The 26,791-nt window shown below is 43.9% G+C and carries 16 protein-coding genes; 11 read left to right on the top strand and 5 right to left on the bottom strand.

Features of this window, described 5'->3' with window-relative positions; all coding sequences use genetic code 11:
• Positions 1 to 31: 31 nt before the first annotated feature.
• Positions 32 to 5,134, bottom strand: coding sequence for a hypothetical protein (locus tag PNK_RS02155; protein WP_059060012.1), 5,103 nt, complete (start codon positions 5,132 to 5,134; stop codon positions 32 to 34).
• Positions 5,135 to 5,443: 309 nt separating this feature from the next.
• On the opposite strand from PNK_RS02155, the gene PNK_RS02150 reads away from it, so the two are divergent.
• Positions 5,444 to 7,402 (top strand): hypothetical protein, encoded by a 1,959-nt coding sequence (locus PNK_RS02150; protein WP_059060010.1) that lies wholly within the window; start codon positions 5,444 to 5,446, stop codon positions 7,400 to 7,402.
• Here the strand turns inward: PNK_RS02150 and PNK_RS02145 are convergent.
• Positions 7,399 to 7,920, bottom strand: a complete 522-nt coding sequence (locus PNK_RS02145) for a hypothetical protein (RefSeq protein ID WP_059060008.1) — start codon at positions 7,918 to 7,920, stop codon at positions 7,399 to 7,401. The genes PNK_RS02150 and PNK_RS02145 overlap by 4 nt on opposite strands.
• Before the next feature lie 356 nt (positions 7,921 to 8,276).
• Between PNK_RS02145 and PNK_RS02140 the strand changes: the two genes are divergently transcribed.
• From PNK_RS02140 to PNK_RS02100, 9 genes are all read left to right on the top strand, one after another.
• On the top strand, positions 8,277 to 8,759 hold the full coding sequence (locus tag PNK_RS02140; protein ID WP_032125033.1) for a hypothetical protein: 483 nt from the start codon (positions 8,277 to 8,279) through the stop codon (positions 8,757 to 8,759).
• Between the two features lie 218 nt (positions 8,760 to 8,977).
• Complete coding sequence (locus tag PNK_RS02135) at positions 8,978 to 10,507, top strand: Na(+)-transporting NADH-quinone reductase subunit B (protein WP_059060006.1); 1,530 nt, start codon at positions 8,978 to 8,980, stop codon at positions 10,505 to 10,507.
• Positions 10,494 to 11,423: an NADH:ubiquinone reductase (Na(+)-transporting) subunit C gene (gene nqrC / locus PNK_RS02130; protein WP_231909274.1), complete on the top strand. Its 930-nt coding sequence runs from the start codon at positions 10,494 to 10,496 to the stop codon at positions 11,421 to 11,423. Before PNK_RS02135 ends, nqrC begins: the two co-directional genes overlap by 14 nt.
• A gap of 9 nt (positions 11,424 to 11,432) precedes the next feature.
• On the top strand, positions 11,433 to 12,068 hold the full coding sequence (gene nqrD / locus PNK_RS02125; RefSeq protein ID WP_032125031.1) for an NADH:ubiquinone reductase (Na(+)-transporting) subunit D: 636 nt from the start codon (positions 11,433 to 11,435) through the stop codon (positions 12,066 to 12,068).
• An 18-nt stretch (positions 12,069 to 12,086) separates the two neighbouring features.
• A complete protein-coding gene (nqrE, locus tag PNK_RS02120) occupies positions 12,087 to 12,836 on the top strand; it encodes an NADH:ubiquinone reductase (Na(+)-transporting) subunit E (protein ID WP_051981854.1) in 750 nt (249 codons plus the stop codon).
• A gap of 121 nt (positions 12,837 to 12,957) precedes the next feature.
• Positions 12,958 to 14,238: a TolC family protein gene (locus PNK_RS02115; protein ID WP_059060003.1), complete on the top strand. Its 1,281-nt coding sequence runs from the start codon at positions 12,958 to 12,960 to the stop codon at positions 14,236 to 14,238.
• Between the two features lie 4 nt (positions 14,239 to 14,242).
• Positions 14,243 to 15,466, top strand: coding sequence for an efflux RND transporter periplasmic adaptor subunit (locus tag PNK_RS02110; protein WP_079992762.1), 1,224 nt, complete (start codon positions 14,243 to 14,245; stop codon positions 15,464 to 15,466).
• Positions 15,467 to 15,468: 2 nt separating this feature from the next.
• Positions 15,469 to 18,687 (top strand): efflux RND transporter permease subunit, encoded by a 3,219-nt coding sequence (locus PNK_RS02105; RefSeq protein WP_059060001.1) that lies wholly within the window; start codon positions 15,469 to 15,471, stop codon positions 18,685 to 18,687.
• 12 nt (positions 18,688 to 18,699) lie between these two features.
• Positions 18,700 to 20,583 (top strand): heavy metal translocating P-type ATPase, encoded by a 1,884-nt coding sequence (locus tag PNK_RS02100; protein WP_059059999.1) that lies wholly within the window; start codon positions 18,700 to 18,702, stop codon positions 20,581 to 20,583.
• A gap of 91 nt (positions 20,584 to 20,674) precedes the next feature.
• Here the strand turns inward: PNK_RS02100 and PNK_RS02095 are convergent, their stop codons facing one another.
• The 3 genes from PNK_RS02095 to PNK_RS02085 all read right to left on the bottom strand — a co-directional run bounded on the left by PNK_RS02095 (position 20,675) and on the right by PNK_RS02085 (position 25,281).
• Positions 20,675 to 21,628, bottom strand: a complete 954-nt coding sequence (locus PNK_RS02095) for a toxin-antitoxin system YwqK family antitoxin (protein WP_059059998.1) — start codon at positions 21,626 to 21,628, stop codon at positions 20,675 to 20,677.
• Between the two features lie 170 nt (positions 21,629 to 21,798).
• Positions 21,799 to 24,198: a phenylalanine--tRNA ligase subunit beta gene (gene pheT / locus PNK_RS02090; protein WP_059059996.1), complete on the bottom strand. Its 2,400-nt coding sequence runs from the start codon at positions 24,196 to 24,198 to the stop codon at positions 21,799 to 21,801.
• Between the two features lie 291 nt (positions 24,199 to 24,489).
• Positions 24,490 to 25,281: a DUF975 family protein gene (locus tag PNK_RS02085; protein WP_059059993.1), complete on the bottom strand. Its 792-nt coding sequence runs from the start codon at positions 25,279 to 25,281 to the stop codon at positions 24,490 to 24,492.
• A 202-nt stretch (positions 25,282 to 25,483) separates the two neighbouring features.
• On the opposite strand from PNK_RS02085, the gene PNK_RS02080 reads away from it, so the two are divergent.
• Positions 25,484 to 26,725, top strand: a complete 1,242-nt coding sequence (locus PNK_RS02080) for an ADP-ribosyltransferase family protein (RefSeq protein WP_059059991.1) — start codon at positions 25,484 to 25,486, stop codon at positions 26,723 to 26,725.
• The last annotated feature ends 66 nt before the right edge of the window (positions 26,726 to 26,791 follow it).

Genomic DNA, 26,791 nt, shown 5'->3' with positions numbered 1-26,791 from the left:
ATGTTTTATGAAGAAGCGCTCTTAAAACTTATTAGTGGAGTAAAGCGGCCGCTCCTTTGCGAGATGCTTTTGTTTGCTTTTGCAGGGCATAGGTAGGCTTTTTTAGACTGCCCTGTATGGATACGGTAAATAACTCGGCGATCTTAAAAATCAAATTATATTGCTTCATGCGAATTTGGACCGACATTTGGCCATCCATGTCGACCCAGGAAGGCGTTTCACTGCGTGCTAAATAAAATTTCGAGCCTCTCCCTTCGCTATACACGTCTTTAAAGCGTGTCAGATAAAAACGGTCGCCTTGCATGTTAAAATAGATGGTTCCGTTCACTGGATTGAGGACTTGAGGATCCAATCCAAGACGCAGAATAATCTCTCCTGGAATGGCCAATAAAGGATGAACGGTATTCTTGCGAGAAGAGTTTAAAAAGTGGAGGCGTCCATCAGCCCGCCAGGATTGTAGATCGCTTAAATTCCCATAAAAATCTTCTAAGTCAAAGCGACGAACAATTAAGGTTTTAAATTTTGAAGGTAAAGATGGGCTTTGCACATCTTCTCTCAGCAAGCTTGGCTTAAAATTTCTGATCGTCAAGCTTGGCATGAAAAGAAGCCAATCTTTCTCTTCATTCTCAACTGCGATCAGCTGAAGCCCCTCTAAGGAACCGGCTGGGTCTTGAATAGTCAAGCGGGCAATGTCTAAGCGTTTGGGCTGATAGTTTAAATTCGCTTCAAAATAATTGACGATGTATCCCTTTAAAGCAGCTTCTTGGCAAGAAAGTGTGCCCTGAAAGAAAAGTGTCTCCAATAAAGAAGGACCAATATCGGGATTCATCCAATAATAGCCTTTCAATTGATAATTAGAGCCCAATTTAAGCTTTTGAATGCTGCTAACAACGGAGTCGGGAACAAGAGGGCACAACAAGTTAAAGTCTACTCCAACGATTCCTTGCAGTCTCGACCAATCTTTTACCGCTTCACCATCAGCCGCCTGCTCTAAATCAAAATCCAGACCGCAAAAATAGCCCTTGGCTTGATAAATGTAATAGCCTTTTTCTGGATGGCGTTGCCATTTAATGATTAAGGGAGGCTTGGCCGGCAAAGACCCTCCTAAAAAGTAATACTCCCCTTCATTTAAAAGTGGCCAGGCGGCAACACCTTTTATCTGAAAGGAAAACCGTTCTTGACGAGTCATTGCAGAAAAGCTCAGCTTTTTATCTGCAATAGTCGCTGAAAAATGATGCAGGTCATAAGGGCGTTTCTTAAAAAAGTAGGTGCCATCACTCAAAGCAAGCGTCATACTTTGACGTACATGATCTTTAGTAAATTCAAGAGAGCCATTCAGCTGTCCTTCCTGTTTAGCATGCCGTAAAACATCACTGCCTTCCTCATCGACAAAATCGGGAAAGTATTGATTAAGTGCAAAAGCCAGCTCTGAAAGGTGATTGGCTGGCAGGCTGAAATCCAGCTTTGGGCAACTCAACTGTTTAAGTTTGCGATTGTAGGTAAGATGGTGAAAAACAAGCTCTGCCCACTGGCCTGACTGGCGATTGATCTGTAAGTTCAAACCTTCGATTCGCACTTCCTGATCCGATTGAATGCGCAAGCTAAGAGGAGCCATATCAATTGGAAAATTACGTAAAGAAAGGTCCTCTGTTTGAGCCGTTAAAAGGCCTTGCATACGAAAATCAGAGGTTTCTGAAGCAGGAGCAAGCTGGATGGCTCCTTTTATTTGCATAGTGCCGCGCGGATTCCAGTGAGTGGCCGCCTCTTTAAAAAATGACCATTTTTCAAGTCTTTCCAGATTGATTTCACATAAATTAATTTTGATGTCGATCTCGCCGCTTTCTGGCTCAAAATCCCCTTCTAGTCCAACGACAAGTGACTCCCCATCATTGAGTCCTAAGAAATTAATTTTCCACTTATCAGGCATTTGGTGCAGATCGGCAAAAGAGTTAAATTGGTCCCACTGCACATGCTCGATCATCCATCTTTTATCGCGCTTCTTGCCCTTTAACAGACCTGTGTGCAGCGGACCAGAAGAGAAACGAAGATTCTGGCTTTCAAGCTGATATTCAGAGCATTTTTCGACTGGATCGTAATGCAAGGCGAGTTCCACCGCCCCTTCCATCGAGCCTAGGCTATCTAATCTGCCAATCATGGAATGAGATAAGAACAAGAGGCCGGACTCTTTAAAGCGGCATACATCTTTTGCAACCGCTCCTAACTCAAACCTGGATTCAAAGTCGAAAGCTTGCAATCCTCCGTCAGGCCCAATTTGACAGTTGAAAACCTTAGGATAGATATGGCTGAGATGTGACAGGGAAGAATCGATTAAAACGGCTCTATCCCCATTTCCCACTTCTTTCGTGATCGCCACAAGGCGCATCAATTCATCATCTCCATCCTTCACACTTACATCTGCATCAAACGTTGGATTGTCAATGCCTATCAAACAGAGGTGGCGTCCCGTAAAGGCATATTCTTGAACGCGTCGAGGCTTACCAACGAGCAATACTCCTTGGATGTCGGACAGTGCTAAGCATTTGTCATCGTGATGGTAATCAATATCCAAATAAAGCCCTTTCAAGGACATGTCGCTGCTCTCAACAGGCAGGAATCCTTCTTGTAAAACCCCTTTAAAGTCAGCCTGCAGGCGGTAATCGCCCGGCAGAAAATCAAACGCCAGGGTAATACCCTGGCCTCTTGCATTGAGCTCCCCTTCAAGCTGCAGGTTTTTAAAAATAGAAGGGGTATCGAAATGAGATAATAAATATTGGATTTGGGAAACCTTTCCGGCAAATGTGGGGCTTTTAATTTTTAAATTAAAAACTCCGGGAGCCGGATCACTATAGTCAAGATCGAGGCAGCCTGCAAAGTATACATCATGGCAATAGGCCTCCATTGAGCTGATATGAATCGTTTGATCTCTAAAAAGAACCTTTCCCTGAATGTCTCCAAAATACAGGCCGCTATTTTTTTCCAAATAAGAGGCTTGTTGAATGGGAAGCGCACCTTGGTGAGTGCATGTCTTGAAATCGAATTGATGCAAGCCCAATAATTGCCCGGGTACCGTCGAGCGTAGCTGCTTGGCTTCGATCAAAAGATCTTCATTCTCAATACTCAATTGATCAGCATCGTATTTAACTGTCAGTATGTTGTCATCTAAAGATCCTTTCACTTCCGCCTTTCCTCGCATCTGTAAGACGCCTTTTCGAAAGATAAAAGGGGAAACGAATTTCTCTAAAGGGAGATCCTTGGCATAAAACCAGCCTACAGGGGCAAATATTTTTTCAGCGTCTCCCGCAATTTTTTTTAACTCTCCGCCAAAATGAATCAAATGGCCATGCTCAGACTTTCCTTGCATGACATTCATAGCGCCGATTAGCTCAATATGGCCTGCATGTCTTTTAATATTGGCCAGGATTGTTAATTGATCACGATTGAAATGATTTTGCAGCCCTTCTTGCAAACGATTCGGCAAAAATTCGGCTAGATTTTGAGCCTCTCCATTCAGCTTTACAGTGATTATCTCTTTGCCTTCTCCCCACTCAATATCCATCGCTCCTTTTAAACCAGCAAATTGCATGGCAACTAAGGCGTGGGGAATGGTTCCTTGCTCGATCTTTAAATGTGTTTGGATAGCTGTTAAGGGAAGTCTTGGATCTAATCCACTTAGCTGAACATGGCCGTCATCGATGTGGAGCTCCATATTCGTGGAATGCCAAATATCTGGAGCGCGTAAATTGACGGAGCCGTAACCTCTGGCCTGCTTCAATGAACAATGCGTATTAAGGGGGCAAAGCTTAAATTTTAAGTCGTCGACTTGCATTCGCTTAAAGCGGATCGTTTCCAACCCTTGCCGGGTTAAATTGGCTATGAAGGAGGCTTCAAAAACACCCTGTTGCAAGTGCACATCTTTCAGTTGCGGCCAATACACAGCTAGAACTCTTTGCAAAAAGCCGCATTCAATATAAGATAATTTATTCAGCTGAACTTTGATTTGCGGCCCTTCCGTTGTCTGATGAAGAAAGAGCTGAATATGGCCGCCAGGCTGATCGGAGGATGAGCAGAGAAGGTCCAAATCAAGGTTCAAATTGTGGCGTGCATTTAGATTAGCCTCCCCCTTCAAATTGAAATGAGAGTGGTGGTGGTGGTAATATCCATCTGCTTCTAAGGCTATTCTTGCTTTTTTAAAGCTATCGATTCCGATACGCCCCTGCAACTGATCGACTCGCCATCCCTCTTCGTCCATCAATTGATATGCCAGGCTTGCAGGCTTTAAAAGATCGAGATAACCAACCGTTGTAAGAGAAGAGGCTTCTTCACCTGGACGATTATTCTTTTCAAGGTGGAGGCGGGCTTGTTCGATCTTTCCTGTTATTTGAGCCTTTTCCTGCGAAAATGCGAGTTGGTCGACAAGCAGCTCTCCTTTTAAATAAGGGCGAGCATGCGATCCAAAAATGGCATCGACTTCGCCATTTAAAACTCCCGATGTCAAATGCCAGGCATCCCACTCCCGCATCCAAATCTTGGAAAGAGCCAAAAGAGCCGCACAATCAACATCCTTGCATTCACAATGAACTAACATCGTCTCTGGTGCGCTCGACGCCTCGACAATCAAATAGTTTTGACTTTGGTCTCCATCCAAATAGGCTTTGATATAGCCTCCATCGCGATCATTGAGGCTTAAGTCAAAACGTAACGTACGCAGCTGATCTTCTAAATTCCAGACTAGCTCCCCCTCTTTGACTGAGATAGTGGGGTGCACATCGACCCATGCCTTTTTATGATCTGTCAATGACTGCCACTTATCAAGCTCTTTCGGAGTGCTCTCTTTCAACCTAAACCAAGGCTTATCCAGTGCAATAAACAAGCCCACCTGCCTATTCCAAATATCGAGAGTGCAACCAATTGCCAATTCATGAGCCTTAAATTCATCTTTGCCAAGCTCTGGAGACTGAATGATGAGCCTGTTGTGCTGTAAATAAGCATGTTTAAAATCTAAAGGCTGACCGAAATGATGCTGTGAATACGTTTGAACAACCCACTTAATCGCAGTCAACTGAATAGTTTGGTAAAACAAACCGATTCCAAAGCAAACAACAATGAAACTAATCAAACAGACTTTTTTTACCATGTACGAACTGCTACTCGAAAGGTGGATATGTATGATTCATCATACCAGTTTAGCGGAAAAGTTAGAAATTTGAATTGTAGCTAGGCAGAGAATTTTGATCCATCCACTGTTTAATTTTTATGAAGTGGGTGCACTATTTTACGAGCGATGGTTATTTTAATACTCAATTTTCTCCATCTGCCTAATCACGTTTAAGAAATTTATTGAAAACCTTCATAAAAACAGATAGTTTTGTTTTTATTTTTTTAGCGATTTCATGAGAAGATCTCCCAAGAACTCGAATAAACTACAGCGCAGAAAGGACAATCTATGCAGGCCCTGCCCAACTCACCCGTAGTAGATTTTGCAGCAATAGCTCCTCGATCCGCCCTTCTCTTTTCAGCTCTCGCCAATATGCCTGAAAACATCACCCCATCCGGACATAAAGTCAAAAAAATGGTGATTACAGAGGGTCCTGAAGCCGGCATGCATGTATGGGTTAAGCTTTGTAATGAAACCGATTTCTCTCCCCTAATGGCACAGGTAGAAGCTGCTGCCAGCGCATCCTACCGTGTAGTGCGTTTGAAAACGTTTGCACGAATCCGGCCTGTCATCGATGCGCAAGGAAGAGTCACCGGGACAGCTTCTTACGACATCGCGCATTTTAAACCCTTTCAGCATACCCTTTTGAAAGTAAAGGCCTGTATCGAGGGGTTTGCAGACGAATCAGTCTCCAGATATCAACGGGAAGAGGATGACGCCCATGCAGGCAATTATGGCTATAGTCCAGAACTCGGGATCGTCGGAATTGATCCCGGGATGTCATTCTATTCACGCACCTATAAGCTGCAAGGTGCCCGCTTTATCAGTGGCAAACTAGCCCCTTCTCCAGAACAGGCATTCCCTCAAACAAAAGAAGATATCACAGACCGTTTCCCAGATATCCAAGATGCACAGCCTTGCCATTGGCCAACAAAGTCGCCCAACAACTATAATGTACAAAAATCCCCTTCTAAATTGGCCATAGACGAATTCAAAAAGTTGCGTACAAAAAAAGCGTTTCTAGATAGGAAAAATTTTGCTTTCTTGAAGGAAATGGTGATCGATACCGCCATTCATTTTAAATTATTGGAAAATAATTTTACGCATGACCAAGAAGCAAGAGATCTTCTCAAAGACCTCAATCTCTTATTTGACAAAAGAAGGCTCAAGTCGGAAGAAATTTTAATAGCAGATCAGGCTTTTCGTCAATTTCTCCTCGATTCTAACAATGCTCTGCAAAATTGCCTCCAGCATTTTATCAAATACAATGAGACTGTCGGCATTGAAGAGAACATTCAATTCGATTTGGAAAGCATTAAACACTATCTAGAAATAGTACTGAAAAAGTGTTTGATCAAAGACCTTACCTTCTATTTCTTTGAAATAGGATCATTCATTGAACGGATTGCCAATACAGAACATTTCAAAAGCACATACCAAAAGCTTGTAGGCTGCACAGCTCAATTTAAGGACTCTCAAGACGATCTTCTTACGGCTATCTCTCAGTTAGTGGATAGAATGCGCGCGATCATCGGAAATGTGGACAGTAAAGCCGAGGAAGAGCAGTGGAATTTCCTTCTTGCGGGCATCGAAGACTTAATAGAAAGATATAAGAAGTCAACGGCACGCCTTTCTCAAAAGAATCCCTTTCATTGTCAGCAGACACCGATGGTTGAAATAACGGATCTTAAAAAGAGCGAAGAATATTTAGCAATGGCCGTCGTCAAATGGCTTTCTCAACCAGAACATAAGCAACAAGTCCTTCATTTTGCAGAAGAAACGCTTCAAGGCTATCAACCTCTTGGACATGGTACTATGTGGGGCGCCATAAACCCAAAAACTTATACCAAGACAAGAGTGACCGCATTGGAGGAACTGATTACAAAATTAAAAGATGAAACTATACGATTTCCTCTTGAACTTACCACCCATTTTTTTGAATCGGGAAATTGGAATGAGGGATGGAGCCCACTCGCATTTGCTGATATTATCTCCCCGTCTGCCAATGTGGTTTTGATCAATAAAATCTGTGCAGCTGCGATCAGGCAATTAAGTGAGAATTTATCCATTGAACAACTAGCGGATGTTAAAATGATTGAAGCCTGCTCCGTGATCGATCTACAACAATTGCATCCCCTGCTCATTGGCCAAAAGATCTTACAAATTGTCAATGTCAAACCCCAAAGTCCGATGATTAATCGCGCTTCTTCTTCCAACTCTGATGTTAAATCTTCGATTGTATCCTAATCTAAATCCAAATAATCCTTTCTAAGCCGCTCTTCGAGGCTAGATCGAATGGCATCATGAACTTCATTAAAAATACAAATTTCATGGCGTATACGATATTCAAAACTATTCATTGCCGTGTCAAAGACATACACTTTCCCTTCTTTTTCCCTCAAATTGCCGCATATATCAACAAATCCGATGTTTTGAATGGCGCGAATCTCATTAAAATACTTAAAGACACTGGGGTGTATCTCACCGACATATTCTGACAAATAAATGATTTCCCGACCGTGCAGGGCTATTTTATTCGATGCTGCAGCAACTGAATGAACTTCAATCGTTTTCAAAGCTTTTTCTAAATAGAGAAAACCAACAAAACGCTCTTCAGGTTTATCTTTTAACCACACCCACTTAGATCCGTCTGCATAGGTCAGAACCACTGAACCATGTCCTTCTTCCTCGCTAATAATCTGATTGTCAGCCTGCATCACGTACGCAGCATAATCATCAACAGGTATCAAACTTGTTCTTTGCATTAATTCTTTCTTCTCTCTGTAAGAAATGTGATTTATAGAAGTAATGTTAGATCGCCAAAGACAATAACAGACCGAATATGGCAGCCTCAATACAATTGTCTTCCTCAGCCTTCATTCACGACTTTATTGCATCAAAACCGGGTGCATGAAGAAGGCGAATGAAGCTGCCATCTCGTGTTTAGGACTTTAAAATCCACCTGATTGCTTAGTTCCTCTCTCAGTTTTTCTCATCCTATTGATCTCACTAGCGCTTTATTTTTTATACAGCCACTCTTTTCTTCTTCAAAAGATAAATATCTAGTCGCAAAAAATAAACTCTACTATTGTCAAAGAAACGGATAAAACGTCGAGGAAATATGGATCTCAAAACTCCTGTGAAAACAATCATCATTGGTTCCCATACTCTCTATTTAGCATTGAAAAACCAAGTACCGGTCGTTGATTATCGCGACCAAACCCATACCCATTTCTATTTTTTAATCGATCAAATCCCGGAACTATCCGATCCTCTTTACATCGAGGCCTTTGCCCAAATCTCCAACTTTTTTTGGAAAGGGGGTCAATTTCACTGCATCGATAAAATCACCGATTATCAAAAGTATTACGTGGAACGGGTAGAAATGGAGAGAAAGCATCCAGCAGACGTTTTTGAATATCGGCTGACCGACTATAAAATTTTTGACGTATCAGTCATGCATGACCCACGAATCGAAGGAGATACGTTAATTTATTATACCTATCAAGCCTCAACAGGGCTTCCTTACAGGGTCGTCTGCCCCTTCCCCTATACAAAAACGTCGACTCTGGTTCACTATCAGATTTTGCCCATCATCGAATAGCTATTTTGCTACAGGAGTTTTGCAGAAGAGGAATCAATTTTTGATTGATTAGAGAGCTCTTCCCAGATTTTTTTATTTGCAAGATCACTTGAATTTGATAGCCTGACACAGAAATAACTATGTAAGAAAAGATTGAATTGATACCCATTTTCCCCTCATTGGATAAGAGAATGGTCTTTATATTGTATGACAGTGAAGAACAGTAAAGTGGTGAAAGCATGCTAAGACGATTGTTGGACTATCAACTCTCTTTGACTGAAAAAGGAAAAGTCTTTCATAAAATGCGTCCCCTCATTGAGGCTGCAGATACCTTTTTATATGAAGCGCCCATCAATACCAAGAAAGGACCGCACATCCGCGACGCGGTTGATTTGAAGCGCTGGATGATCATTGTCATCTTTGCCCTCATTCCCTGCTTATTGGCAGCCATTTGGAATACAGGCCTGCAAAATTTTGTTTACACAAGCGGCGATTACAAGCTCATGAATGAGTACTTGCTCGGAGCAAATTCATTACAGGGCTATTTCGATTTCGCCTTTAAAGACAGCCGCTTTTTAACGATCATCAAAAATGGCTTAGTAGCCCTTGTGCCGATCATCATCATTTCTTATGCGGTAGGCGGCCTTTGCGAAGCACTATTTGCCGTGGTTCGCGGCCATGAAATCTCGGAAGGATTACTGGTCACGGGAATACTCTATGCACTCATTCTTCCTCCTACGATTCCTTATTGGATGGCAGCAGTTGGAGTAGCAGTTGGCGTGATTTTAAGCAAAGAAGTCTTTGGTGGATCCGGAATGAATATTGTCAATCCAGCCTTGGCTTGCCGGGCCTTTCTCTTCTTTACCTTCCCAGGCAGAATGTCTGGCGACGTATGGGTCGGGACCAATTCCACAGTGACACGCGAAAGTTTGCTTAAGATGAACCACGATGCTCAAACAGGAACGTTGGATGGCTATAGCCAAGCCACGCATCTTGCCCGCTTTAATGTGACTCCCGAAATCAAACGCATCCATGTTGACGCTATTGCCTCCAATGATATTGGCGCTAATGTAGGGACCTTTCCGGCCATTGAAAAGCAATTTCAGCACTGGAATCAAGCCGGAAACCATCAAGCAGCATTAACAGAGCTGCAGCCCGATCAGCTAAGGCAATTTGTGACATCGCCATTAAATGAAGGGGGATTGGGCCTAGCTTCTGGTAATTACGAAGATGCTTATCACTTTGCTTCACTGGATTATGGCCTAGGGCACAATGGTGATTGGAATTTCTTCCTAGGAGACAAGCTCGGCAGCATGGGTGAAACATCTGTTCTTGCCTGCATACTCGGAGCCATTCTTCTCATTTGGACAGGAGTCGGCTCTTGGCGCACGATGGTCGGCATGACACTTGGAGCCTTTATCACGGCCTTTCTTTTTGAAATGGGGGCTCGTTTTTTTGGTGCCGAAGGAGGTGCCTGGAATCCAGCCGCCTTTACTTTCCCTGCCTATAAGCACCTTTTACTCGGCGGATTGGCCTTCGGTATCGTCTTTATGGCAACCGATCCCGTTTCATCGCCCTCCCGAAAATTGGCGCGCTGGATTTATGGAGCCTTAGCTGGAATTGTTGCCATCATCATCCGGATCATCAATCCGGCCTATCCAGAAGGCGTCATGCTAGCTATCTTGATGGCCAATGTTTTCGCCCCTTTAATTGATTACTATGTTGTTCATTACGAAAGGAATAGGAGTTTGCGCCGTGTCAGAGTCTAACCGCAAGCCAAGAATGAGTCAAAATCAGTATACTCTTCTCTTCATGGTCATTTTAAGTCTAGTCTGCGCCCTGATTTTATCGGTGCTGGCAAGCTCATTACGAGGCCCCCAGGAACTCGCAAAAGAGCTCGACCGCAGCAGGCAAATGCTCATGGCTGCCCGCATCATCAGTCCTAGCGGCTATTTTCTTATCCAAAACGAGAAGGGAGAGTATGTGCCGGCACAGTTTGTGAAGGCTGGAAGCTTAGAGCCAACAGACAAAAAAATCACTCCCAGCAACGATCAAGTTTTAGAGGTCTATCGCAAGCGCATCCAACCTTTTTTAGTCAATGACGAAGGCAAGCCGACCACATTTAAAGAAGCTGGAATCGATGAAGAAGCCTACATTACTGATTTTCGCAAATCAGGCTACTATCGCGAACCTTGGAAATTAATCTATAAAATCTTCCAAAATCCCGCGCCCGGCCAAACGCATGAAGGGCAAGCCCCGGTTGAAGGGTATGTCATTCCTGTTAACGGAATGGGGCTTTGGGACGCCATTTACGGTTATTTAGCCATTAAAACAGATGGTAACACCGTTATTGGAATTTCATGGTACGACCAAAAGGAAACGCCAGGCCTTGGAGCCGAAATAGCAGAGGCGCCTTGGCAAAGCCAATTTCATAACAAGCACATCTTCCAAGAAAGTGCTGATGGCACGACTGATTTTCAAAGCGCTTCTTTGGGAATCAGCGTTCTTAAGGGGAAGGTGAATGAAATATTAGGCAGTTCGCCAAAGGCCTTAAGCGCCGTCGATGGAATGGCTGGAGCCACCTTAACCGGCAACGGTGTGACAAATGCATATAAAGATGTATTGGCGGCTTATCGTCCTTTCCTCCTTAGCGTTCAGGAAACATTTGCCAAAACCAAATCTTAGAGGTGTAATATGAGTCAATCAGAACAACCAGTCTCAACTTACTTTACCTCGCAGCTGTGGTCTGGCAACCAGGTGCTTGTGGCTGTTTTGGGAATTTGCTCGGCATTAGCCATTACAAACCGCTTAAGCGTGGCCATCACGATGGGGCTGTCTGTTTCATTTGTAACAGCCTTCTCATCGTTTTTTGTCTCTTTGCTCAGAAAAATTACTCCGGACAGCGTACGTATGATCGCTCAATTGGCCATCATTTCTGTCTTTGTAATTATCATCGATCAGTTTTTACAGGCCTATTTCTTTAACATTTCCAAAGTGTTAAGCGTTTTCGTTGGATTGATCATCACAAATTGCATTGTGATGGGAAGAACTGAAGGGATGGCAAAAAACGTAGAGCCCATTCCAGCTTTTTTAGATGGGCTTGGAGCGGGAACTGGCTATGCCATTGTTTTATTCATTATCGCCTTCATTAGAGAATTGTTTGGATTCGGCCAGCTGTTTGGCTATCAAGTGATTCCAAAATCTTGGTATGCGACAGCTGCCAATCCGAATGGCTATGAAAACCTTGTTTTGATGGTGAGCCCTCCTGCCGCTTTCTTTTTGATTGGCGGCTTGATTTATCTTTCAAAAAAAATGCAAGGCAATGCTTAGCGAACTAAAGGAGAATATATGTTGATGGGAGCCTACAGCGCATTAAATCTTTTTGGTTTGCTGATCCAAGCGATTTTCATTGAAAATTTTTTGCTAGTCAACTTTTTAGGAATGTGTACCTACCTAGCCTGTTCCAATAAGTTGAAAACGGCTAATGGCCTCGGTATTGCCGTCGTCTTTGTCTTGACTGTTTCAGGCATCTTGAATTGGTTCGTGCACCGCTTTGTTACAGGACCTGGAGCCTTGTCGTGGTTAAATACATTCGGCATTGATGGATCAAAAGTGAATCTAGGCTTCCTAGAGTTTCTGCTCTTCATTTCAGTCATTGCAGGTTTTACTCAAATTCTCGAAATCATGATCGAAAAGCTCTCCCCTGCTCTTTACATGACGCTTGGGCTCTATCTTCCCCTCATCGCCGTTAACTGCGCCATCATGGGAGCCTGTCTATTTGCTGTCACTCGTGAATATCCATTCGTTCCCAACATGGTTTACGTTTTTGGATCTGGCTTAGGCTGGTGGCTAGCCATTGCGCTCATTGCTGCCATTCGAGAAAAAATTGCCGTTTCGAATGTTGTGCCTGATTTAAAAGGAATGGGCATTACCTTCATCATGTCGGGTTTGATGTCGATGGCTTTTATGGGTTTCACAGGTATTAAGCTTGCTGACCCTTCCCTTCCGGCAACTGGTCCGGAGCAACCTTTTCCACTCAATGACACGGCCATGGTTAGCGAGTTTCAACTAAAAGGAATAGTGGTCGACACCCCTTGAACCTTGAAACGGCAAATTACCTCATAGGGCGCGTTGTTAAAATTGGGACATATCATCATGCGATAGTGATCTAGACTCAAGTTTTGCAACTCGCCAGAGAAATCACCTGACAATAGGCATTATGAATTTGACGATCCGTGCTAACTTAATTGCATTTTGCATTTTATTAGCCATCATGCCCATGCAAGCCCAAGACAATTTGTTAAACAGCATCAATCCAACCTCCGAGAAATTACAAGACCTAGACTTAGACACAGCAGTTTACCGCACTTTAACCTATTCTCTTAGTCTACGCATGGCAAATAATGATGCCCAATCGCGCCATTATCTAGTCGAGCAAGCCAGGCTCTATCCCAACCCTTCTTTTAGCTATGAAGTCGAAAACTTTGCTGGAAATAACAACTGGAAAAGTTGGAGCAACCGCGAAGAGCGCTATATTTGGTCTCAGCTTTTCGAAACGGCCGGCAAAAGAACACTGCGCACACAAGCTGCCTCCTCCCAGTACTACGCTGCACTCGTTGGGTATGACATCACAAAACTTCTCTTACTCAATCGACTTCATAGAGCCTTTATCCAAGTGATGGCCGCGCAAGAATCTTTAAACGTGGCTCTCGATCAAGCAGATATTGCGCGCGAAATGTTGAGCATTGCGACCAAAAAAGTACAGGCAGGCAAGCTTTCCTTGATTCAGCAGAACAAGGCCGAGGTTGCCCATTCAACCGCACTCATTGAAGTTGGAAGAGCCACAGTAGAACTAAAAAATGCCAAAAGAAGGCTCTCTCTCATATGGGCAGAGCCTTGTCCCGACTTTGCAAAAGCAGACTTTCCCTTTTTTGACACCGCGCGCCCTGTCACATTTGAACAGTGCCTGGCCGAGTTATGCAATCAGGCAGAGGTCGTCCAATCCCTTTATTACTACTTGAATGCCAAACACAATTGGCGCCTTGAAAAGGCTAATCGCATACCCGATGTGACCCTTCAAGTGGGATATAAGGCCAATTATGAAGAGAATAACCAGGGTTTAATTGCAGGCATTTCCGTTCCAATACCCATTTTTAATCGCAACCAGGGAAACATCGGAAAAGCCTACTTTGAAATGCTAAAAACGGGCGATCAAGGGCGGCAGCTGTGGCTTTTGCTAGAATCTAAACTGGCCATCACTTATGAAGAATTGATACGAGCGTTTGAAGATGCCGAGCTGATCAAAAACAGCTCTCTTCCATCGGCCTTAAGCGCCTTTAAATTGGCGCAAATGGGATTCATCGAAGGTAAATTCGAATACTTAGACGTTTTAGACGCCCAACGCACCTTATTCGAAGTCAAAGAAAGATATATTCGAGCCCTTGTTAATTATCATACAAAACGTGCCGATATAGATTATTTAAATAGCCAAATGGATTAATGCGATGTCTAACGAAAAATCCCTATTTTATGGACTGGCTCTTCTCTTTGGCACCTCAGCTCTTTTTTTTGCCAGCTTTTACTACATAGAAGAGAGCGGAAAAAAGGCTGAGGCTGAAGGCAAAGAAGTGGCTATGGCCGAAGAACATAGCCATAAACACGATCATGAAGATGAAAATAGACTCATACTGACCAACGATCAAATTCGTCAACTTGGACTGGCCTATCGCATTGCAGGGCCAGGAGAGCTCTTGCTGACCCTGCCTGCGCGCGGAAAAATTATTCTTCACCCCGATCTTTTAGCTCATATTATTCCCAAAGTATCTGGCATAGCCCACGAGGCAACCAAAAATATTGGCAATGAGGTTCAAAGAGGAGGCGTCATGGCCATTTTGGAAAGCCGGGATATGGCCGATGTCAAAGCCGTCTTTTTGGCAGCCTTGAGTAAAAACAGATTGGCTAATTCGACGCTCCAAAGAGAAGAGCGGCTTTATCGCGAAAAGGTCTCCGCTGGGCAAGATTATCTCAACGCCAAAAACAGCTTTGAAGAGTCTCTCATTAATCTACAGCTGGCAAAACAAAATCTCAAAGCTTTTGGCTTAGGTGACCATGAAATCGATCAACTTGCCCAGCAAAAAGATCCAGATCTTCGGCTCTACACCATTCGCTCTCCCCTCAATGGAACTGTCATCATGCGCCATATTACACGCGGAGAATACATCGAAAATACATCCGTGATTTATGAAGTCGCCGATTTAAGCCACGTGTGGGTCGAAATTGGCATTTATCCCAAAGATCTTTTCAGGGTGAAGCCCGGACAAATGGTTGAAATCGCAACTTCGGTCGAAAATAAGCGAGCACAAGCTAGGCTGATCTACGTCAGCCCGATCGTTGCCGATGAGACGATTGCTGCCAAGGCTGTTGCCGAATTAGATAATTCACAAGGCCTTTGGCGGCCTGGTATTTTCGTTAAAGCAACGATTGCTACTGATAAAACATTACTTCCCTTGGTTATCTCGAAAAGCGCAGTCCAGAGCAGTGAAGGCAAGGATTTTGTCTTTATCGTTATCCCCGATGGATTTGAAAAGCGTTTTGTTAAGCTCGGCCTGAGTGACCAGGAGAGCGTCGAAGTCCTTTCCGGCATAAGTCCTGGGGAGAAATATGTGGCCAATAAAACCTTTTTGCTAAAGGCCGAGCTTGGCAAAAGCAGCGCAGAACACGAGCATTAACCATGATTGAAAATACCCTGCGATTTTCCTTGCGTTATCCCTTTCGCATTTTGCTTTTCACTCTTATTCTCGCCATGTATGGCATCTATGCTTTTTTACGCCTTCCCATCGATGCCGTCCCAGATATCACAAACAATCAAGTCCAAATCAATACTAACCTTCCTGGCCTTTCCCCTTCTCAAGTAGAAAAACAATTGACCTTTGTCGTTGAAACCGCCTTATCGGGCATCCCAGGTCTTCAAATGACTCGCTCCCTTTCTAGAAATGGTTTTTCGCAAATCACGGCCATATTTGATGACGACGTAGACATTTATTTTGCCCGTCAGCAAATCAATGAACGTCTCAACGAGGTTAAGGAGAACCTTCCAGAAGGAGCCGAGCCACACATGGGCCCTGTTTCGACTGGACTCGGCGAGATTTATATGTGGACCGTCGATTTCAAGCATCCAAACGGCCAAGGAACGCTTAATGAACAGGGATGGCCTGGATGGCAGCCAGATGGTTCCTATTTAACACCTGAGAGGTATTTGCTCCAAACAGACATCGAAAAAGCCTCCTATCTTCGTACAGTGCAAGATTGGATAATCAAGCCGCAGCTTAAAGAAATACGGGGGCTTGCTGGCGTCGACTCAATCGGAGGCTATGTTCGACAGTACCACATCGAGCCCAATATCGAGCGAATGCTGGCTCTTGGCTTGAGCTTTAATGAAATCATTCAGGCAATCCGTAAAAACAATCTCAGCATCGGGCCCGGCTACATCGAAAGGCAAGGAGAGGCATTACTTGTCAAATCTGATGAGAGATTGGAAGCATCAGGACAGATCGAAACAATTGTCGTAGCCACCCGCGATGGCATTCCCATTCGAATACGCGATATTGCAACAGTTGGCATTGGCAAAGAAATGCGTACGGGAAGTGCCACGTATAATGGTCATGAAGCAGTCGTCGGCACGGCTCTTATGCTGATTGGCGCCAACAGCCGCACCATTGCTCAAAGCGTGGATGATAAACTTGAGAAAATCAACAAGATTTTACCAAGCGACATCGAAGCCAAACCCATGTTAAACCGGACCAAGCTTGTCAATGCAACCATTCTTACCGTTGCCAAAAACTTAGGCGAAGGTGCCCTCTTGGTGATTGCGGTCTTATTTGCATTTCTTGGCTATTTTAGAGCCGCTTTAATCGCAGCTCTTGTCATTCCCCTTTCCATGTTAATGACAGCAATCGGCATGGTGCATGCTAAAATTAGCGGGAACTTGATGAGCCTTGGTGCCATCGACTTTGGCTTAATCGTCGATGGGGCCGTCATCATCACGGAAAATTGCCTGCGCCATCTGGCACAAAAACAGCATACATTAGGGCGCACCCTAAATTTCCAAGAGCGCTCGCAAGAGGTTATGGCGGCAAGCAAAGAGATGATTCAGCCAACAGTATTTGGGCAAGCCATCATCATCACCGTCTACTTTCCAATTCTTGCGCTTTCTGGCGTCGAAGGAAAAATGTTTCATCCAATGGCAATGACGGTTATTTTCGCCTTAATTTCGGCCTTTATCCTCTCTTTGACTTTTGTGCCGGCCATGATCGCACTCTTAGTCAAAGGGCATTTGCAAGAAAAAGAAAATGTACTGGTCAGCGGAGCTAGGCAGATTTATCAGCCTTTGCTCAAAAAAGCCCTGGACCTTCCTTGGTTAGCCGTTTCGACCTCTTTAGCAGTCATGCTCATCTCTTTCCTGCTCTTTACAAGGATTGGAGAGGAATTTGTTCCCACTTTGGATGAACAAGATCTGGCCATGCACGCCATGCGCATACCAAGCACCTCGTTATCCCAGTCAACTGAAATGCAGCGCACCATCGAAAATGCTTTGATTAAGACTCCAGAAGTGGCTTATGTTTTTTCCAAAACGGGTACGGCAGAAATGGCTTCCGATCCGATGCCTCCTAATGTTTCCGATACCTTCATCATTTTAAAGTCTCGCAATGAGTGGCCAAATCCAAGCCTACCTAAAGAAGAACTCATTCAACAGATTGAAGCGATAGTCAATAACATTCCGGGCAATGTTTATGAATTCACACAACCCATTGAGATGCGCTTCAACGAACTCATTTCTGGAGTACGCAGCGATCTAGCTGTCAAAATCTATGGTGATGATTTTAACCTGATGCAGCGCTCCGCAGAGGCTATTGCCAAAGTCTTAAAAACCATTCCAGGTGCAGCGGATGTGAAAATTACTCAAACGAGCGGCTTGCCAGTTTTAGACGTCAAAATTGATCGAGAAGCAGCCAGCCGTTTAGGGATCAACGTTTCTGATGCCTTAGAGGTAGTCGCCATTGCAATGGGAGGAGGAAAAGCTGGCCAACTATTCGAAGGTGACCGCCGCTTCGATTTGATCGTTAAATTGCCAGACACTTTAAGAGAAGATCTCGACACCTTAAGCCATTTGCCCATTCCCTTGCCTGCCAATGAAAGCCGAAATAAGCAAGCCCACTTTCCTTATGTTCCCTTAAACGAAGTAGCTACCCTTCAAATTAACGAAGGGCTTAATGAAATTAGACGGGAAAATGGCAAGCGCTTTATTGCAGTACAGGCCAACGTGAGAGGTAGAGACCTTGGAAGCTTCGTAGAAAAAGCCAAGCAAGAGATCGATCAAAAAATTAAAATTCCCCAAGGCTATTGGCTTGACTGGGGTGGTCAATTTGAAAATCTCATTTCAGCCCGCAACCGCCTACTATTTGTTATCCCTCTATGCTTCGCCTTGATTTTTCTTTTGCTCTATGCCGCCTTTAACTCCATCCGCAATGCATTATTAGTTTTTACAGCCGTGCCATTAGCATTGACTGGCGGAGTCTTAGCCCTTTGGCTGCGCGACATGCCTTTTTCCATATCAGCGGCTGTTGGATTCATCGCTCTCTCGGGCATTGCCGTACTGAACGGACTTGTTTTGATTACTTCTATCTCCCAATTATGCCGGGAAGGATTAAAAACCGAAGAAGCTATTACCAAAGGCGCTTTAATACGCTTGCGTCCCGTTTTAATGACGGCTTTAGTAGCTTCTCTTGGATTCATTCCCATGGCCTTAGCAACGGGAACTGGAGCCGAGGTTCAAAAGCCTTTAGCCACCGTCGTGATTGGCGGATTAATCAGTGCAACGCTATTGACATTGCTCGTGCTGCCTGCTTTATATAAGTTATTCTCAAAACCGCAAGGTTCATCACCTTCTTGAAATGGAATCCATATGTGGAAAGAATCTAAATTAAAATGGTTGATTACCGGATCAATTTTCATTGGTATTTTCGAATTTTTGTCTTTAGCCGGTATTCACCTTCCCAAACCCTTGGCACTCCCCTTTTTCTTAACCTTCACCCTTTTGTTCGGTTATAAAACCATTTGGCATGGCTTGCAAGCCTTGCTGGCTTTGAACTTCAAAAGCATTAATTTTCTCATGCTCATTGCCATCGCTGGGGCTTTTTATCTTGGCGAATATCCAGAAGGGACAATTGTCATTATTCTATTTACCTTAGCTGAAGAATTAGAAGACCTGGGCATTGCCAAAAGCCAATCGGCATTAGACTCTTTGATCAATAAAATGCCCAGGACCGTCTTAGTCAAAGGCGAAATCAATGCTGTCGACGTTGCGAACATTGCAATCGGAACCACGATCCTGATTAAACCAGGACAAATGATCCCCTTAGATGGCATTGTCAAAGATGGACTTTCATTTGTAGATGAATCGGCAATTACGGGAGAGCCTATTGCCCAGGATAAGCGTCCTGGCGATTCCATTTTTGCCGGGAGTTTAAATAGGCAAGGTTTTCTCGAGGTAGAGGTCACAAAAACAGCTTCAGAGTCTACCATTGAAAAAATTCGAGAAATGACTTTTAACGCCACACAAAACAAGGCAAAAACGCAAAAATTTATTGAGGTCTTCTCTCAATACTATACCCCTTTCGTTATCCTGCTAGCCCTTTTTTGGACCCTATTTACCTGGCTCGTGCTAAAGCGTCCATTCGACCAAGGATTTGCAGATGCACTCGCCCTCTTAGTCATTGCATGTCCTTGCGCCCTCGTCATCTCAACCCCCATCTCCATCTTTTCAGCCATTGGCAATGCCTCTTCTTCAGGAGCCTTGATCAAAGGCGGCCGCTACTTGGAGGCAATTGGGCAAATTAAAGCCATGGCCATTGATAAAACGCGTACGCTCACGATTGGAGAACCCGTTGTGACTGATGTCATTCCTTTTGATGGGCATTCCAAAGAGCTTCTGCTGAGTTGTGCAGCAGGCATTGAAAAACTCTCCGAGCATCCGCTAGCGCAAAGTATTGTCAATGCTGCCATGAAAGAAAATTTGACGCCTCATAGTGTAGAAAACTTTGAGAGCATTATTGGAAAAGGTGCCAAAGCCGATTGCCTTGTCTGCGATGATAAGCATCACTGCATTGGTAAATTGGAATTCATTCTGGAAGAACATCACGTTCCTCACCCCTTCATTGATCAAATCGATTCTTATCAAAATCAAGGCAAGACAGTGATTGCCGTAAGCACGCATAAAAGCCTGGAAGGCATTATTGCCTTGGAAGATGAAATCCGGCCTAACAGCGCCCAATTTATTGCAGACTTAAAAAGCCTTGGGATCCATACTGTCATGTTAACTGGCGATCATCTCAACGTAGCTAAGTCAATTGCCAAAAAAGTTGGCATAGAAGCCATCAAGGCAGACCTTCTTCCGCAAGACAAATCCCAAGCCGTTAAGGAACTTTTGCACGACTATGGAATCGTTGCCATGTTTGGAGATGGCGTCAACGACGCTCCAGCGCTTGCCTTGTCCAATGTCGGCATTTCCATGAGCAGTTTAGGCAGTGATACTGCCATCGAAGCAGCATCAATCGTCATTCTCAATGGTCGCCTGAAAGTGATTCCTTTTTTAATTCAACTGAGCCGTAAAACATTGACGACCATCAAGACCAATATCGCCTTTGCCTTAGCGATAAAAACTATTTTTATTATATTAGCTCTTTTGAGCCTTTCGAACCTTGCCTTAGCCATCTTTGCAGATGTCGGGGTGACATTGCTCGTCATCCTCAATAGCTTGAGACTGATGAATTTCAAGATAGAAGGATAAATAGGAGCGAGCCAAAAAAGACTGGGAGTTCATTGTAAATGAACTCCCAGTCTTTTTGTCCGCTCCAAAGGGCATAAGCCCACTCAATCGATTATTGATTGCTCAACATGTCATAGGTAGGTTTATTGACTTGACGGCCTTGGAAATACCAATCGGTTTGAGTTGTGTTGCCTATATAGTTGTAACAAGGTCCATGCTTCTTGCCCTGGATCCAATTTCTACGCTGAACAACTTTGTCGTTATCGCGGTAGCGGCGCTCAACTCCATGCGGACGGCCATTAATGTAAGGCATGTCTGCACATTTTTCGCCATTGTCGAAAATTTCGGTATTACCATGCTGGCTATTATTGGTCCACTCTTCAATCGTCGCGGGCTCTCCTCCAACAGTAAAGGTACGGCGCTTTCCTTCTATGACACCGTTGGCATAAGGCGTCAAAGCGGCCGGTGTTCCATTTGGATGGTATGTCGTACACATCGTCATTTGACCATTTTGAATGCTGTCAACAGAGATCAGCTGACCATAGGCATCGCGTCTCGTACGAGTTCCATTGCGATCTTCTACGCGAGATTCCTCATGATTGGACAAATTGTAGTAAGAGCCTTGGACTAAATGCCCTTGTTCGTACTCTTCCTTGCATTGAGGAACGCCACCTTCATACCAAGCCGTTAGAGAATGCTTGCCAGAGTCGTAGTTGATTTGCTGCTGAGGCATGCCATTGGGATAGTAGGAAGACTCTTGGACCAACTCTCCTTGGCAATAGACCTCTTTTCTTTGAATCAATTCGCGATGGGGAAACGTATAAGTCGTTTCACCATGTAAAATTCCAGATTCATAGGTTTTAGAAACCACAACCCCATCGCGGCGAGTTGAAACGACTTGGCCATGCTGTCCTCGAGCCGACCAATCATTGGCTTGAAGAGGCACTCCATAGCGGTGAACATACGTTTCGCAAACGACTTCGTCGCGGCAGCTATTCGTTTGGCAAGCTGTTGCTGCCAATAATAGGCAGATATAGGCTGCGGGTAATATAGAAGGGATTTTCATGTCATACTCCAGATTGAATGAGAATCACATCGTTTATGTTGCATAAAAGATGCTGTCAGTTAGAAATTAAGTGGCAAGGTTGCAAGAAAAAAGGCTGCTAAGTCTGCCGGATTTAGCAAGAAGAACTCTAGTAGATAACTTTCTTCATGCTAATTCCGGCAAACAGGCCTTTATCCTTTTATAGCATCGCCTAATTTATTGATTGCTTTGGCCGTTAAGCGGTGATGCTCAGCCTCAACCACTTCTTGCGCCACAGTTTTAGATGGATCACGGTAGACAAAGCGCAAGGTAATATTTTGGTAGCCAGGGCTCAATTTATCGCTGCGATAGACGCCCAACAATGAAACTTTCTCCAGAAGCGTCGATTTTTGCTCATCGAGCGCTTCCATAATGGCTGCAAAAGGAACAGAATCCTTGATCGTAAAAGTCCAATCTCTTTCAGATCCGGGATAGATAGCCAAAGGCTTAACTTTCTCAAGGCGCGTAGCCACTTGCATAAGATCTTGCAAGTTGAATTCACCAAACAAAATGCGCTGAGAAACATCTAAGCGGCGGCGGATAGCCGGATGGATTTCACCAAAAGTACCGACTTCCATCGCGCCTACAAAGACTGATGCTTGACGTCCGGAATGGAACGTGTCCAATCCTATATTCTTGAAAATAGGCTCTTCAATTCCCAATTCCACCAATAGATTTTCTACAATTCCTTTTAAGTCATAAAAATCATAGTCTTTAGGCTTATCATTCCAATGAGCTGGCTGTGAAGACCCTGACAGTACGATTGCAGCAACCGACTGCTCTTTGTATTGTTCCCCTTCTTTAAAGTGAATGCGACCGATTTCAAATCCATTGATTTGATGGTTTTGGTGGTCGACATTGTACTTCACGACCTGTAAAAGACCAGGCAAGAGCGAGGTACGCAAAACCGACTGTTCAATCGATGTGGGATTTAAAACACTGACAACCGATTCTGGCGGCATGGTGTGATCTTGCACAATATTTAAAAGAGTCGGACCAATCAAATCGCAGGTGAGGAACTCTTGCAATCCCTCGGCGATCAAACGGCTCTGTATTTCTTTTTCAAAAAGATAAATAGGTGCAGGAGGCAATTGAGAAGATAGATAGCGTCCGCCTTGCCTTGGAATATGATCGTAGCCGTAAAGACGAGCTATTTCCTCGATTAAATCGATTTCTTCTTTAATGTCGACGCGGTAAGTAGGTACGCGCACGAAGAAGCTGTCTTGCCCATCCCACTGGTAATGGAATCCAAGGTTTTTAAAAATCGTCTCTACTTCCCCTCTGCTCAAAATAGTACCAAGCATTTGGTTCGTTCTATTGAGGCGGCAGCGGATGGTCGCTTCTGGGAACTCTTTAGCCTTTTCGTCCAAAATGCCGATTTGAATTGTCCCTCCAGCAACTTCTTGAATGAGCATAGCAGCGCGATTGAGAACCGAAATCAGCTGATTGGGATCTGTTCCTCTTTCAAATCGCTTAGAAGCATCGGTCTGCAGGCCAAGCTGTTTGCTAGTTTTACGTACGCTGACAGAATCAAAATAAGCCGATTCGAGGACAATGTGACACGTGCCATCGTGGACTTCGCTATTGCTCCCCCCCATGACGCCCGCGATGGCGACAGGTCTCTCGCCTGCACAAATCATCAGATGAGACTCTTTCAATACCCGCTCTTTCCCATCCAACGTTTCAAAGGTTTCACCTTCTTTAGCACGCCTAACGATAATTTGCTGTCCGTTCAAACGGTCATAATCAAAAGCATGCAAAGGATGGCCCATTTCCATTAAGACGTAGTTTGTGACATCTACCACGTTGTTGACGCTGCGCAATCCACACTTTTCAAGCTTCGTTTTCAACCAGTCGGGAGAAGGACCCACTTTAATGTCTTTGATTACACGGCAAGTATAACGCGGACAGTCTTCTTTGGCCAACACTTGCAAATTAATGCTTTGCTCAATCGGATGCTCCCCTTCTTGAAAAACCAAATGGGGATAGCGCAAAGGAAGCCCTGTCGCTGCAGACAGTTCACGTGCCACTCCGATAACACTCGAACAGTGGCCTAAATTAGGAGTTAAAGAAATTTCAAAAATCGTATCCGAATACAGTTCATTCAGTAACGTTCCTTCCACTAAATGCTCAGGCAGCTCCAAAATGCCGTCATCATCCGAGGTTAAATGCAATTCCTTACCAGAGCAAAGCATGCCGCTCGATTCTACGCCACGAAGCTTTGACTTCTTGATTTTGAATTCTTTGCCCTCATCAGTCAAAGAAGCTCCGATAGGGGCAAAAGCCGTTTTTAATCCCGGGCGGCAATTAGGAGCGCCACATACTACCTGATAGCTTTCTTTACCATCTGTCACAGTAGCCACAACTAATTTATCAGCATTCGGATGTTTTTCAGTCTCCAGAACGCGCCCAACAATCACTCCTGAAAAGTCACCACCGACTGTTTCATAGCCATCGACTTCCAGCCCGGCCATGGTAAGTATTTTAGCTATTTCGCTAGGTTGTAGATTTAAATCGATATATTCTTTAATCCAAGATAAAGGAATGCGCATAGTTACCAATTATTAATGACTTGAAAAATTCTTAAATGTCTACGAAAAGCTGAATTGATTTCAAAGCTTGGCTTTGGACAGCGCTGCAAAGATCACGCAACTGGGGTGGTTTCAATGTATTTCTAATACGAAGCCATTTAAGACATCATAAGTTGATTGGCATAGTCGAAAATCCAAGCTTTGAAGTCAATCCGCTATAAATATATAACACACTTATTGGATTGGCAAAAAGAAAAAAGAGGAGCCAAGTATGCCCCTCTCCTCTCTAGAAATAGTTGCCTAAAAAAGAAACTACACCCCTTCTCCATGTGAAACTTGAGTCGCATTGAGCGGCACAACAGCTTCAGACTGGATAAGACGATTAGACAGAATGCGGTAAATCGCAGCCGTTGCAATGGTAATGACTGGCATGGCAACAAAGATACCAACCACTAATGCCAAGATCCCAGCCAATCCAATTAAAATGGCGGCCAGCATGAACTTAAATAAATCCCATTTAGCTCCTTGCGTTGCCTCTGCACTCATTTTCAATGCTTGGATAGGGCCGACCTTTTTATCGGCAATAAAATAGGGGTACAGACTGTAGCGCAGCCCCCAAATAATACCCGGAACGATCAATAGAATGAGGCCCGCCAAAACAATCAAGGAATACAAAATTTGCCCGATGAAATTGTAAAAAAAGTACCGGAAACGAGCAAATAAATCACTCAACTGAAGAGTTTGACCATCGACCGCACGAATACCCATGTAGGTTAATCCCAAACTCAACCCGGACTGAATCAAGGTATAAATAAAAGAAATGAGCCCTTCCCAAGGGTTTTGGTAAATAACAACCACTTCGCCATTTCTCGCTTCATCCGGAGTCCTAATCTCCTCGCCTCCATCGTCAATCCTTCCCTCATCAACTACGGCTTCCGACAGCATTCCACCAAAATCCCCTGTAACCAGATAAGTCAGTAAAGGCTGAGTCATCAAAATCAACCCCATAAGCAATAAAGCCCCAACCCATGTCCAAGGCTGCTCTTTAAATTTTGTCCAGCCAGTCTTTAAAACATTCCCAGTATAAAACTTGCGTTCTTCCATACACAAACCTCTATCAATATTTAATTTTGAAAGCAGACCAAATAACAGGAAATGATTATCGGTGTCAATAACATCAACGTAATTTAAACATAATCTAAAAACAAACAAACTAATTTACATTAAATTAATTGTAATTTTAAAATTGAATAGTAATTTTATTTTATATTTATCATTCTTATTTTTTATTATTAAAGGATCTTTTATGAGTCAAATTCAAGAAATGGCAGCCTCGCTCAAGAAGATTACCGATCATCTGATCATTTCTCCGTTATATCAACCTTTCTTTGTCGAATCGACGAAGAAATATGAGAAGCATGTCGAACAAAGTGAGCCCATTTTATCAGGGATTTTGACTCCCTATGAGGCCTTTAAAGAGGGATTTGAAAGAGCCATAGCCAGTTTTATCAAATTGGGGCAAGAAGGGCAGGTTAAAAATAAGATTATTTCTGAGGTGCAAAACAAGACGATTGAAACGGAGCTGCTTGAGCAGTTAATTAAAAATCTTTTAAAAGATTTTGATTCGGTTAAGTTTGTCAAGAAGGATAACCGCTATTTAGCGATTAGCGGTGGCAAGCTTTATCAATTTTCCACTTTGTTGGAGCGGGCCAATTTCAATTTAATTTCCTTGAGTAAAGAGGATATCGAAGCCTATCAGGCGCTTCTGGACAACAATCAACTGCTTCACCAACCCTATCTTCATACGACGGGGCACAAGCCCTCCGAACGCGATTTTGACGATTTAGATCCTGACAATCTCTGCCGTACCATTTCTTTTGCCGAAAAAGAAGCGATCAATGTGTATACTGGGAACTTCTACCGCACCATGAATGCACTCATGCGGGGCAATATCGATGATGCCATTAAATATAACTATTTACTGCCGGACATGCTATCGCCTCAAGCTAAGGCCAATCAAACCATTAAGGAGAGCTTGCTACACATTGCTCTGGCTGTGTCTGGCTTAAACAAGCTTCCCGATTACGTTCCTCCTAATGGACCCGATGGAAAACCGGCAAAATATCTTTACCGCGCCGAAGGCTATGTCCCAGATGACGTTTTAGCCAAGCGCAAATGGGCCGTTTTGCAGGGCGGGGAAATTACGACGGAGATGGGATTCATCAGTACTGCCTTTGAAAAGCCAGCCAGCGGCTTCTTTAACGAGCATTCGCAAGCGGCTATTTTAATTAAAAATCTAAAAGGGAAAAAAGTCACTCCTCTTTCTCAATTTGGCAATGCCGAGAGGGAAATTCTTTTGCCTCCGACCCAAATGCAATGGCTTTACCATAAGGATATTATTACCGATATCTTTAAAAAACAGATCGCCTTATTCATAGCCAAGCCGGTGACTGTTAATCTTCCCTCCCATGACACGCCCGATACGTTTGTTAACACCATTGATCCCAAAGACAATCTCATGTGGGGTGTAGACACAGAGTGGGCCTAAATCGCAGCCCTATTAAGAGCAAGCTTCGATAAGTTGCCGCAACATCCTCTAATTAGGCAGGCTTAA

It is taken from the genome of Candidatus Protochlamydia naegleriophila, from assembly GCF_001499655.1.
GTDB classification, from domain to species: domain Bacteria; phylum Chlamydiota; class Chlamydiia; order Chlamydiales; family Parachlamydiaceae; genus Protochlamydia; species Protochlamydia naegleriophila.
Note: the sequence above shows the minus strand (reverse complement) of the source record. Positions and strands in the feature narration are given on the sequence as shown.